This window comes from Synechococcus sp. 63AY4M2 (assembly GCF_002760475.1).
Lineage (GTDB): Bacteria > Cyanobacteriota > Cyanobacteriia > Thermostichales > Thermostichaceae > Thermostichus.
Window position 1 is genome coordinate 1681301 of the sequence record NZ_AXUX01000001.1, and the last position, 12027, is coordinate 1693327.

The following is a 12027-nucleotide window of genomic DNA, read 5'->3' on the forward strand; positions in this document are numbered from 1 at the left end:
GGATGAAGAAAGGAGACTTTTTGGAGTTTTTGAGAAGCGAGTTATGTCCGAAGCTAGATGCGAGGAAGGTTGTGATTATGGACAATTTAAATATCCACAAGAGTCGGGAAGTTGAGGAATTGATTAGGGGGACAGGAGCACGAATCCTATACCTGCCTGTGTATGCGCCGGAGTTGAATCCCATTGAGATGATGTGGTCGGTGTTGAAGCATTTTATTCGGCAGCTTTGCAGAATTGGGAAATATAGCATGGAGCAGATAGTGAAGACTTCTTTACTACTGATCAATCCATCCTCCTTCCGAAGTTGGTTTGCTAAGTGCTGCTATTGTACCCCTTGAGCCCTTAACAGGCTGTAGCTGCCCAGCTCGGCAAAAGTGGCATCCAGCGCCGCTGCCACATAGCCCACGGCCAAGTGGTCGATAGGGCGGGTGCGGTTGAGCTGATCCCCGTACTTGCTCAGCCAGCCTTCTGCGTAGTGGGAGTGGGTGAGCTGGGCTTCGCCGCCGCTGGGGCTGGCCTGCAGCTCCAGTCGCCCCAAGCCGAGAAAGCTGAACACCTGGGATGCCACCGCCAGCCGCTCTGCTGCCTGCTGCACTCCCAAAGTCTTAAAAGCACCTTGGAGCAAGCTGTAGAAGATCTCCTGAGCTGCCTTGCGCAGGATGCTCACCCCGTCAATCCAGTCGGGATCCTCAATGGTCTGCTGCAGGAATAGGTTGTAGTGGTGGCAGTGGAAAATCACCGGCTCGCCAAAGAGAGAAATGAGCTTGCGCTCGCGGTCAAGGCGTAGATGCTCCAACATAGGTGGCTTGAGCTCGAGGCGATAGGAAGGGGCAACAGTTGACGACTTCTACAACCTTAGCCTTTAGCTAGGCAAGGCAATAGGCAAGCGCTCTACCCCCAATACCTCAGATACCGCTTTGTGGAGAATGCGGAGCTCCTGGGGGTTTAGGGTGCCTTTTTCTAGGCGGATGCGGTCAATGCCCGTTTTTAGGGACAAGCGCAGCATGACAAAGTTGGGATCCGGAGCGTAGCGCTTGGCGTAGCTAATCAAAGCCTGAGCAGTGGATAGGGTGCCGTCTTGAACAGGAGGCAGCAGCGGTTTGCCGTCGATGAGGATAGCTTTGATCCGCTCTGAAATTGCTTTGAGGTCGGTGATGGAGCGGGTCAAAAACAAAACAAAGTAGTGACTTTTGGGGAAAGACTTCAGGATCACCCGCACATGAGATGAGCCCGTTGTGAGGTAATCCGTCTCCTCCTCAGGGCTGACCGTTTGGCAAAGGCGGTTGTTGGCTTGGAGCAAATCGCTGGCGTAGGTGCCCAAAAGTTCCAGCGCCTGTTCTTCCTGGGCATCGCGGGCGTAAGTTACTTTGGCTACCGTTTTGCCATCCGTGACCCGCCCTACCAAGACGGCGATGAGGCCAGGGAGCCCAGGAATATGCTGCTCAATTACACTTTGCAGGGTGCGAATAGCCATGCTCCTCTCCGAGGTTAAGACTAGGTTCTTCGCTCATTGTAGCGATTAGGAAGCCTAACCCACGAACATTTACTGATATTGACGAAGCTTTCCGAGGAGGCTCAGCCCTCGCGCCACGGATCCCAGTTCTCATGAAATTTGCCTTCCAGGATGGCCTGGCGCATCTTTTGGGTGTAGCGCATCAGCTCCGTGATGTTGTGGATGGAAAGCAAGGTGTAGCCCAGGATCTCTTGGGCGCGGATGAGGTGGCATAAATAGGCGCGGCTGAAGTGGCGGCAGGTGTAGCAGGGACAGTCGGGATCAATGGGATCTAGGCTGCGGCGGTGTTCGGCGTTCTTGATGTTCCAGCGTTGGCCGCGGCTGATCACGGTGCCGTGGCGGGCATAGCGCGTGGGAATGACGCAGTCAAACAAGTCCACGCCGGCAGCCACTGCCGCCCGCATCTCGGCATAGGTGCCTACCCCCATAAGATAACGGGGGCGATCCGCCGGCAACAGAGGAGCTGTTTGTCGTACCACCGCGTGCATCAGCTCCACCGGCTCTCCCACGCTGACGCCGCCGATGGCATAGCCGGGCAGATCCAGCCGGCAGACTTCTTCTGCTGCCTGCCGACGCAGCTCCGGGTAAACCCCGCCCTGGACAATGCCAAACAAAGCCTGGTCTGAGCGGCGGTGGGCCTCCACGCAGCGCTTCAGCCATTGAGTAGTCCGCCGCACCGCTGCCGCCACCGCCTCAGGGCTAGCAGGATAGGGCGGGCACTCGTCAAAGGCCATGATGATGTCTGCCCCCAGGGCATTTTGGATCTGGATAGACAGCTCCGGGGTGAAACGGATGAGACGGCCATCGCGGGGCGAGCGAAACGTTACCCCTTCCTCGTCGATTTGGCGGATGGCGCTGAGGCTGAAGACCTGGAAACCCCCCGAGTCGGTGAGGATGGGGCCCGGCCAAGCCATGAAGCGGTGCAGCCCCCCGGCCTCTTGGATGATGCTTTCGCCAGGCTGGAGGTGGAGGTGATAGGTGTTGCTGAGGATAATGTGGGCGCCGGTTTCCTTGAGTTGGGCAGGGGTGAGGGTTTTCACATTGGCCAAAGTCCCCACCGGCATGAAGCAGGGGGTGGGGATCTCCCCGTGGGGGGTAATGAAGTATCCTGCCCGCGCCTGGGTATTGGGACAAGTGCCCTCGCAAACAAAGGTAAAAGCTGCCAAAGTTAGCGCTCTGGATCCATTGCGTGCGCAGCCGAGCTTAGCATAAGGGCAGGATCCCCTTCCAAAGCCCGCCTCAGACCTTGACAAGGATCCCTTTCCTTGGGCATCCTTATAGATCACCGCGGAACTGGCGGAATGGTAGACGCGCTAGATTCAGGTTCTAGTGGCAGCAATGCCATCGGGGTTCAAGTCCCCGGTTCCGCATCTAAGTACAGCTAAGATCTCTGGCTTCACCTCTACTTCCTCTTACAGAGTCAGCTCCTTTTCAATTTGAGCCAGCTTAATACGGGCAAGGGCCAGGTTTCCTTTCTCTCGATCCAGGGCCAGATAGAAAAACAAGCCAGGTATATTCCTGAGTAGATACATCAGGTGGTACTGAGTCTCCAGAATGATAAGTATCTCTTCAATTCTGTCAGTGAATCCAAGGGACTCCGCAGCTCGCATCTTAGCGCGGATCACCTCTGTGTTTCCGGCAACAGCCAGCTCTAGATTAGCTTCGGGAAAGGCAGGGCTGTTGGTACCCTTGTATCCCAGGCACATCCCGGTTTTCCAATCCCCCAGCGCTACCCCAGTGCTCCATCGATGCTCAGAGCTTTTACCAAACTGTCTTGGAGTTTTTGCATGACTGAGAGTATTCCCCCTTTACAAAGCTCGTCGCTCTATAGTAAGTCTTCCGTTGAGAAATTTCAACTCGAAGCTTGCTTAAAAATGTTAGGATTTGATTATTTATAGGGTAAGTGAAACCAAATGCATTAGAGGAAGCTTATTAAGCTTTCTCATCTTTGACATCAGTATAAATACTGAAACTGGGATCCGGTAAGTCTTTTTCCCTTCTGCCCGCGGCGGCTCTGGACGGGCCACGGCTCAGACTCTTATTTTGGCTCGTTTGCAGGAGCTAGAGTAGCTGACGCAGGCGTGGTGAAAATGTAGCGAACCGAACCAACGGGAAGCTGGTTTGGGGATCGGATCCCTGTAGCTTCCGGTGGAGAGGCTTGGAAGTTATGCTGGGGTTACCTCTTTTACCTTGAGACTATCGACCTCCGAGATCGGTGGATCGGGATCCCTTTCTCTCCGCTTAGTTTGACCTATGCCTAAGGCCCCCCTCCCCCCCAATGAGGAGCAACGGCTGGCTGCCCTGCGGCAGTATCAGATTCTCGATACGGCGCCTGAAACTGCCTTTGACGAGATCGTCCGCCTTGCCGCCTACATCTGCGGCACGCCCATAGCTCTGGTCAGCCTTATCGACGAACACCGCCAGTGGTTTAAAGCCAAATTCGGCGTCGATGTGCAGGAGACCCCACGGGATGTGGCCTTCTGCGCCCACGCCATCTTGTCGCCTAAAGAGCCGCTGGTGGTGCCCGATGCCACTCAGGATCCCCGCTTTGCCGATAACCCGTTTGTCGCTCAAGAGCCCCACATTCGCTTTTACGCTGGCATTCCCTTGGTAACTCCAGAAGGGCAGGCCCTGGGCACGCTTTGCGTTGTCGATTATCAGCCTCGGCAGCTTAGGCCGGAGCAATTGGAGCAGCTCAAGGCTCTGGCCCATCAGGTAGTAGCTCAGTTGGAGCTGCGCCGTACTTTGAGGGAACTGGCTCAGACGCGTCTGCTGCCTAAGTCGGGGGATACTAAACCTGCCCGCAAAAACCGCTTTCTCCTCAAAGTTACCGCTGGTTTTGGCCTGGCTGCCCTGATCTTGGCAGGGATCGCCTACTCCGCCCACCGCGCTGCTTCCCGTCTGCCCCAGATCAACAGGGAGGTAACCCAGCTTCTAGAAGAGCACGAGGTTCTAGAGAAGCTGCTAAGAGAAGTGCAGGCCGCAGAAGTCCACAAGCGCAGCTATCTCCTTACAGGCAATGCGAGCTTCTTACGGAGCTATCAGACAAGCACCGATTCGCTGTTTGCTCTTCTGAATCGGCTACAGGAATTTGCGGCCTTGGATCCCGTGCAGCAAGAGCACCTGAGCCGGCTAGAGCTGCTGCTGGCGCCGTGGCTGAAACTCAACCATGATTTGATTGAGCTGAGGAAGCAAGGGGAGCTATCTGCGGTTCAAGAAGCGCTGCAAAGTCAGGAAGAGGAAAAATTGAGGCAGCGGATTGTCGACGTGGTAGCGTCGCTAGAAGAGGAAGATCACCGCTGGCTGCAGCAAAGTAGCGATCAGTTTCAGCTAGCCTGGAGCCGCACCAATGCCATCCTGCTAGCGGGTCTAACGTTTACCTACTGCATCTTGGCTGCTGTTTACTCCCTCATTCGCCGAGAAAGTGCTGAGCGGGAAAAGGCAGAGCGATCCCTCAAGCAAGAGCGAGATTTTACCAACGCGGTTATTGATACAGCAGGGGCGCTGGTGGTGGTTCTGGATCCTGAGGGACACATTTTGCGCTTCAACCGCGCTGCCGAGCAGCTTTCTGGCTACTCGCTGGCAGAGGTCAAGGGCCGGCTGCTATGGGACTTAGGTTTGATCCCACCGGAGGACGTGCCCAGTGTAAAGCAAGCTTTTGAACAGCTCAAGGGCAACTATTCCCTCTTTTTGAATCGCCATGAGAATTTTTGGCGCACCAAGCAAGGGGCACTGCGGCTGATTGACTGGACCAATACCGCCTTAATCGGTGCCAACGGTGAGGCAGAGTTTCTCATGAGCACCGGCATCGACATCACCGACCGCAAGCTGGCGGAGCTGGCCTTGAAAGAAAGCGAAGAGCGCTACCGGGATCTCTTTGAAAATGCCAGCGACCTCATCCAGAGCGTGGATGCTGAAGGGCACTTTTTATATGTCAACCGCGCTTGGAAAGAGACCTTGGGCTATGACGAAGCTCAAGTTTATCAAATGACCCTCTTCGACATTCTCCATCCCGACTGCCGGGAGCACTGCCAGGCTCTTTTCCAGAAGCTTCTAGCAGGGGAGAAACTGGAGAGGGTAGAGACAGCTTTCCTCACGGCCACTGGTGAAACTGTTTGGTTGGAGGGCAATGTCAACTGCCGCTTTGAAGATGGAGTGATGGTGGCTACGCGAGGCATCTTCCGCAACATTACCGAGCAGAAGAAAGCGGCAGAGGAATTGGAGCGGCAAAACCGCCGGGCTCAGTTGCTAGCCAATCTCAGCTTGAAGATCCGCGAATCTTTGGATATCGCCGAGATCCTAGAGACGACGGTAACAGAAATCCAAGCCCTGCTCAAAGCCGACCGAGTCTTGGTCTACCGCTTCCAGCCGGATGGTTCTGGGATCATCTCCAAAGAGAAAACTCAGCCGGGGATCCCCTCCTTGCTGGGAGAGGTGATCGAGGATCCCTGTTTTCAGGAGAAATACGCCCAGCTCTACAGCCAGGGCCGCGTTCGCGTTGTTAGCGATGTGGAAAGTGAAGGACTGGAGCCTTGTTACCTAGAGCTGCTGCAAAAAATGCAGGTCAGGGCCAACATGGTGGTGCCGCTGTTTTTGGAGCAGCAGTTGTGGGGGTTGTTGCTGGCCCACCAGTGCTCTGGCCCGCGTCAGTGGCAGCCGTTTGAGATGGAGCTGCTGTCGCAGTTGGCCAACCAAATTGGCATTGCCCTCACCCAGGCAGCCCTTTTGGAGCGGGAGAGAAAGCGCAGCCTGGAGCTGGAGCAGGCCCGCAAAGCAGCTGAGCAGGCTGCACAGGCCAAAAGCAGCTTCTTGGCCACCATGAGCCACGAGATCCGCACCCCCATGAACGCGGTGTTGGGGATGACGGGCCTGCTGCTGGAGACCCCCCTCAATGCAGAACAGCGGGACTTTGTAGAGACCATCCGCGTCAGCGGCGATGCGCTGCTCACCCTCATCAACGACATCCTGGACTTCTCCAAATTGGAGGTCGGGGAAATGGAGCTGGAGATCCTAGATTTCGATCTCCGCTCGTGTCTGGAAGAGGTGGCGGATCTGTTTGCCCCCACTGCCCACGCCAAGGGATTGGAGCTGGCAGTGCTCATGCCGCCGGAAGTGCCGCGCTATCTGCGGGGGGATGCGTCGCGCCTGCGGCAAATCCTCAACAATTTGGTAAGCAATGCCATTAAGTTTACCCATCAGGGGGAGGTGGTCATCCAGGCCGAGCTGATGCAGGAAACAACCACCCACGTCCAGCTCCGGCTTTCGGTAAGGGATACAGGGATCGGGATCCCCAAGGAGGCCCAAGCCAAGCTGTTTCAGCCCTTTACCCAAGTGGATGCCTCCACCACCCGCAAGTACGGGGGCACAGGACTTGGCCTGGCCATTTGCAAGCAACTGACAGAGCTGATGGGAGGTCGGATCTTCCTGGAGAGCGAGGAGGGCCGCGGCAGCACCTTCAGCGTTGAGCTGACCCTGGAGCGGCAGCCCTATGCCCAGCAGCTTGCCCAGCCTTCTGCTCGTGTCCCGGTGGATTTGCAGGGCAAGCGGCTGTTGGTAGTGGACGACAATGCCACCAATCGCAAGATCCTGCGCTGCCAGGCCACGGCTTGGGGAATGGTGGTGGAAGAGGCCGAAAATGCCTATCAGGCTATGGACAAACTGCGCCAAGCCGTTCGGGAAGGCAGACCCTTCCCCCTGGCCGTTTTGGATATGCAAATGCCAGAGGTGGATGGGGAGACCTTGGGCCGCTGGATCAAGGCAGATCCACAACTGGCCGAGACGCAACTGGTGATGATGACCTCCCTGGGACTGGGGGAGCACTCCCGCCGCGCTGCCGAAATCGGCTTTGCCGCCTACTTGGTTAAGCCGGTAAAACAAAGCCGTCTGCAGGAAGCGCTGGTCATGGCGCTGGGGAAATCTTCTGGTTTATCCACTTCGCTCTTGGGAATGAGTCCCGTCCTCCCTCAGACGACCCCCAGGGAGGATCGTCCCCGTCAATCGCTGCGCATCCTGCTAGCAGAAGACAACCCCGTCAACCAAAAGGTGGCTTTGCGCCAGCTCGAGAGTTTGGGCTACAAGGCCGATGTGGTGGCCAATGGTCAGGAGGTATTGGATCTCCTACAGCAGGTCAGATATGACCTTATTCTCATGGATTGCCAAATGCCGGTGATGGACGGCTACGAGGCCACGCGCCGTCTGCGCCAGCGGGAGCGGGGATCTGGCCACCACACCGTGGTGATTGCCATCACGGCCAACGCTATGCACGAGGATCGGGAGCGCTGCCTGCAAGCAGGGATGGACGACTATCTCAGTAAGCCGGTGCTAAAGGAGGATTTGGAGAGAGTGATCAACTACTGGAGCCGCCAGATCGCCTCCTCCGCACTAGGAGCAGCCAATGGGCCTACCTCCGAGGTGGCTTCGCCCGCTCCGCCTTCTCCTAAGGGTGCCAGCGGCAACTCTGATCCCACGCTGCCCTATCCCATCGACTCGGCTTACTTGGAGCGGGCTACGGGCGGCGACAGCCAGTTTCAGCGGGAGCTGCTGCAGGTGTTCGTCCAGGATTGCCAGAACCTGTTGCCGCGGCTGCGCCAAGCCGTTGCAGCGGGTAATGCTGAAGACTTGAGAAAAATTGCCCACCGCCTCAAGGGAGCCAGCGCCAACGTGGGGGCCCATGCCTTTTCTCAAGCAGCCCGCGAGCTCGAGCACCTGGGGGTGCAACTGGCCCAGCAGGGATCCCAGGCTGATGAGCTAGCCTGGGCCAGCGCTTCCCAGAAGCTGGAGGAGCTGGAGCGGATCTTGGCCGACATTCGCCAGTACTTGCAGGATTTGGAGGCCTAGGGCTTCTTAGACTTGTCGCCCTCACCCCCAGCCCCTCTCCCAAAGGAAGAGGGGAGATGGGGATCAAGAGGAGCAAATTGGTGCAGCTGTTTGGGCCTCGTTCTGGCTCGAAATTGCGGCAAAAGCCCGGCTGCTTGATCAATCTGGGAGAGGACAGCCGGGCAGACAGTATCTAGCTAGTGCTTCAACCCGATCGATCGGGCGGGTTGGGCTTACATCAGGCCAATTTGAGAGAGGATCCCTTGGCCGGTCAGCAACTCGGTGGCCACGCCAATCACAAAGCCCAACATCGCCAGACGGCCATTCCATTTTTCGGCAAAGGGGGTAAAGCCAAACTTAGCTTCTTGGTTCTCCATGGTTTTAACTCCATCAGTGGGTGACATCTCCAATGTGGCTCAAGTATTAAAAACTGTCAAGTTTTGTGTCGAGAGCTAACAAGTTCGACTTCCCCTCTTTAGCCTAGCGCCTTTGGTATTGGCGGTCGCCAAACAGGACTTGCCGTTCCTCGTCGCTGAGGGGCTGGTCGGGGGATCGGCGCGCCTCTGCCAGCAGTTGCAGGCCCTTCTGCGCCGCGGGGCGGGCCTCGATGGCCGCCAACCAGCGTTGGACGTTGGGGAACTCTTCGATGTTCAGCCCCTGCCGTGGGTAGCCTCGCATCCAGGGGAAGCTGGCAATGTCGGCGATGGAGTAGTCGCCCGCCAGGTACTCCGACTCGGCCAAGACCCGTGCCACCACCCCAAACAAGCGCCGCGTCTACGCATCAGCACGAGAGACAGGGGTACATCACCTGCTTTTCACCGTTGTCCAGAGGGCGTCGATGAGGCGCAGCTCTTCCCCTGACAGCACCTTGAGGTAGCCCAGTTTGGCAAAGGTTTCTTCATCGGGGTAGATGGCCGGGTTTTGCCGATCTTCTGGGTTGATCATGGGCAGCGCTGCGGCGTTGGGGGTGGCGAAGCGGTTGTAGTTGCTCAGTTGAGCGCCGACCTCGGCATCCAAAATGAAGTTGATGAAGCGGTTGGCCAGCTCTGGGTTAGGAGCTTTGGCAGGGATAGCCATCACGTCAAGCCAAATGTGGGCGCCCTCGCGGGGGACAAAGTAGCCAATGTTGGGATTTTCTTCGGCAGCTTGCAGGGCATCACCGCTGTAGACAACCGCCACATTGGCTGTCCCGGAGACCAGTTGATTTTTGCCGCCCACCCCGCCAATGAGACCGGCGCTGCGGCGTTTGGCTTGAATCAACAGCTCCTGAATCTGCTGCAGCTCTGCGGGAACGGTAGTACTGGGGTCAAAGCCCAGGTAGAAGGCGGCAGCCGCAAGCATAGAGCGCATCTCGTCGATCATCACAAAGGGGCCGTACTGCTGCTTAGGATCAAAGATCAGCCCCCAGGAACGCTCAAAGTTTTCCGGCAGGCGGTCTTTGCGGTAGCCAATGCCGGTGGTGCCCCACTGGTAGGGAACGGTGTAGGTGTTTTCTGGGTCAAAGGGCAAGCCGACAAACTTCTCGTCCAGGTTGCGGAGATTGGGAATGAGGTTTTTGTTGAGAGGCTGCAGCAGGCCCAGCTCCACCATGTTGGGCACAACGTAGTCGGTGGGCACGACAATGTCGTACTGGCTGACGCCGCCCCCCCGCAGCTTGGCAATCATGTCCTCGTTGGACTCGTACACACTCACCACTACGCGGCTGTTAGTGGCTTTCTCAAAGGCCGTGAGAATGGCTGGGTCAATGTATTCCGACCAGATGTAGAGTTGGAGGGTTTGTTTTCGGGCAGCAGTTCCTAAGCGCCAAAAGAAAAGTAGGGCCAGTAGACAGCAGAGCAAAGCAACGGCCGTGGCAATTCTCTTTTTCATGGGCATTTTCAAACCTAGTGGAGCTGGACGTCGCCCTTACACCTAGCCGTGGATCTGGAGCGATCCTGTCCGGCCAACTGCAGTTCAAACCCCTGCTCTAGCCTACCACCTGGACTTCCCCGTTGCTGTTCTCCCCAACCAAGAAGAGCAACTGATATAGCCGCTGCTGCTCGGCAGGGTTACAGTAACGCTGTTGCTGCGTGGGCCAATCTTGGAGAGCCAGCTTCTGTTGTTCCTGCAGCCAGTTCTGCAAGCTTGAGTCGGCAGGTAGCTGGGCCTGGAGAACTTGCAAGTCGTTAAAGCGGCCCAACTGTTCCTGCAGACGCTTGAGGGCCTTCACCCAGCTTTGGAGGGTCTCTCCGTAGAAGGGGGCAAAAAACTCTAGCTGGTAGCGCAGGCGTTTGGTGGCTTTGCGCAGGTCATGCAGTTGTTCAGCCTGAGCTTCGGTTTCGGGGAAGGCCGGGATCCGCCAACCCGGCTGCAGGAACCACGCCGCTACTAGCGGCGCCAAAAGATGGGGCAAGCTCTCCTGCACAGGAAGCTGGGCCGCAGGCCAGTAGCGAGGAGAAACCAGCCACTCTTCGCAAGCAGCCTGGAACTTCAGGAAGTCCTCCTCTGCCAGAATGCGGCGGGAGTGTTTCTCGGCTTGAGCTTGGCGCCGCTGCAGCTTTTCCTTCAGCTCCTCTAGCTCCGCCTGCTGGTCTGCCGGGATCCCTTGCCAACAGGGTTCGCGGAGGATTTCTAGCAACACGTCCAGATCCCGCTGCTGGCCCAGCGTCTTGATCAACTTTCGCAAACGTTTGGGCCTGAGCGGCTTGGGCAGGCGCAGGGATCCCTGAAACACTTCCGCCCAGGTGCCGATGCGGCGCAAGCTCACCCGGATCTGATGAAGGGATTCTGCCGCCTCCGGGTGGTGCTTGAGCACTCTCCCCACATGCTTCTGCAGCCGCTGCCATTGCTGGCTCAGCAGTTGGTGGGCCAAAGCAGCTAGCGGGGGCAAGCTTGAAGACGAGAGCAAGAGTGACTCCGAGGACTCCGCCTTGCCGAGGCTCTCAGTTTTCGATTCAGCAGCAATGATGTCCACCGCAAGTCTTCTCTACCCACGACAACAACTCCAAAGAGCGGCAAACTCCCCTGCCCTAGCCTACCTAGGCTAGCTTGAGCCGCCCCCTGCTCCCCCCTTTTTAACCAAATCTTAACCTTTCGTCTAGGGCCTTGGGACTGCTGCCAGCAGGCGAGGCTTGACCACCGACCAGATGCGGGCAGCCACCTCCAGGGGGGATCCCCCGGCGTCAATGCGGACAATCCGCTGCGGCTCTGCGGCGGCTAGAGCTTGAAATCCGCGGTAAACCCGGCGGTGGAACTCCAGGTGCTCCTGTTCGAGCTTGTCGCCAAGACGGGAGCGCGCCAGCCCCACTTCGGGAGCAAGATCCAGCCACAGGGTAAGCTGCGGCTGCAGCCCGCCGGTGGCCAAGTGGTTGAGCTGGCGGATCTGCTCCAAGTTCAGGCCTCGACCGTAGCCCTGGTAGGCCAAGGTGGAATCGGTGAAGCGATCACAGATCACCACTTGTCCCACCGCGAGAGCCGGCGCGATGACCTTGTTCACGTGTTCAGCCCGATCCGCAGCGTACAGGAGCAGCTCGGCCAGCGGCGTCAAGGGATCCCCGTGCAACAGCAGCTCCCGCAGCGCTTCGCCCAGCGCCGTCCCTCCCGGCTCGCGGGTAGACACGCAGGCGTAGCCTTCTCGTTGCAGCCGCTCGGCCAAGAGGGCTTGCTGGGTGGTTTTGCCCACCCCCTCCCCGCCTTCTAGAGTAATGAACACGGCGCCG

The 12027-nt window shown here is 57.6% G+C and carries 11 protein-coding genes and 1 tRNA gene; 3 read left to right on the forward strand and 9 right to left on the reverse strand.

Annotation, left to right across the window (positions count from 1 at the left end; genetic code table 11):
• The coding region (locus SYN63AY4M2_RS07485; RefSeq protein ID WP_041438206.1) for a transposase at positions 1 to 338 on the forward strand (338 nt) is incomplete at its 5' end.
• Here SYN63AY4M2_RS07485 and SYN63AY4M2_RS07490 read toward each other — a convergent pair.
• The 3 genes from SYN63AY4M2_RS07490 to tgt all read right to left on the reverse strand — a co-directional run bounded on the left by SYN63AY4M2_RS07490 (position 323) and on the right by tgt (position 2679).
• Positions 323 to 799 (reverse strand): hypothetical protein, encoded by a 477-nt coding sequence (locus tag SYN63AY4M2_RS07490; protein WP_240530511.1) that lies wholly within the window; start codon positions 797 to 799, stop codon positions 323 to 325. The two genes, SYN63AY4M2_RS07485 and SYN63AY4M2_RS07490, sit on opposite strands and share 16 nt — an antisense overlap.
• Positions 800 to 862: 63 nt before the next feature.
• Positions 863 to 1474, reverse strand: coding sequence for a hypothetical protein (locus SYN63AY4M2_RS07495; protein WP_011431613.1), 612 nt, complete (start codon positions 1472 to 1474; stop codon positions 863 to 865).
• Between the two features lie 101 nt (positions 1475 to 1575).
• Positions 1576 to 2679, reverse strand: coding sequence for a tRNA guanosine(34) transglycosylase Tgt (gene tgt / locus SYN63AY4M2_RS07500; RefSeq protein ID WP_099812681.1), 1104 nt, complete (start codon positions 2677 to 2679; stop codon positions 1576 to 1578).
• Between the two features lie 121 nt (positions 2680 to 2800).
• On the opposite strand from tgt, the gene SYN63AY4M2_RS07505 reads away from it, so the two are divergent.
• Positions 2801 to 2883 (forward strand) — tRNA-Leu (locus SYN63AY4M2_RS07505).
• Positions 2884 to 2925: 42 nt separating this feature from the next.
• Here the strand turns inward: SYN63AY4M2_RS07505 and SYN63AY4M2_RS07510 are convergent.
• Positions 2926 to 3219, reverse strand: coding sequence for a hypothetical protein (locus SYN63AY4M2_RS07510; protein WP_240527778.1), 294 nt, complete (start codon positions 3217 to 3219; stop codon positions 2926 to 2928).
• A gap of 547 nt (positions 3220 to 3766) precedes the next feature.
• On the opposite strand from SYN63AY4M2_RS07510, the gene SYN63AY4M2_RS07515 reads away from it, so the two are divergent.
• The gene (locus SYN63AY4M2_RS07515) at positions 3767 to 8350 is read left to right on the forward strand and encodes a GAF domain-containing protein (protein WP_099887303.1); all 4584 of its coding nucleotides are present in this window, start codon (positions 3767 to 3769) and stop codon (positions 8348 to 8350) included.
• Between the two features lie 212 nt (positions 8351 to 8562).
• On the opposite strand, the gene SYN63AY4M2_RS07520 is transcribed toward SYN63AY4M2_RS07515, so the two are convergent.
• The 5 genes from SYN63AY4M2_RS07520 to tmk all read right to left on the reverse strand — a co-directional run bounded on the left by SYN63AY4M2_RS07520 (position 8563) and on the right by tmk (position 12020).
• Positions 8563 to 8733: a chlorophyll a/b-binding protein gene (locus SYN63AY4M2_RS07520; RefSeq protein WP_011431605.1), complete on the reverse strand. Its 171-nt coding sequence runs from the start codon at positions 8731 to 8733 to the stop codon at positions 8563 to 8565.
• A 76-nt stretch (positions 8734 to 8809) separates the two neighbouring features.
• A complete protein-coding gene (locus SYN63AY4M2_RS07525) occupies positions 8810 to 9094 on the reverse strand; it encodes a glutathione binding-like protein (protein WP_099812683.1) in 285 nt (94 codons plus the stop codon).
• A 39-nt stretch (positions 9095 to 9133) separates the two neighbouring features.
• Complete coding sequence (locus SYN63AY4M2_RS07530) at positions 9134 to 10198, reverse strand: spermidine/putrescine ABC transporter substrate-binding protein (protein WP_099887304.1); 1065 nt, start codon at positions 10196 to 10198, stop codon at positions 9134 to 9136.
• Between the two features lie 97 nt (positions 10199 to 10295).
• Positions 10296 to 11216, reverse strand: coding sequence for a CHAD domain-containing protein (locus SYN63AY4M2_RS07535; RefSeq protein WP_228375375.1), 921 nt, complete (start codon positions 11214 to 11216; stop codon positions 10296 to 10298).
• A gap of 189 nt (positions 11217 to 11405) precedes the next feature.
• Entirely contained in the window at positions 11406 to 12020 is a 615-nt protein-coding gene (tmk, locus tag SYN63AY4M2_RS07540) for a dTMP kinase (RefSeq protein ID WP_011431602.1), read from the reverse strand.
• Between the last annotated feature and the right edge of the window lie 7 nt (positions 12021 to 12027).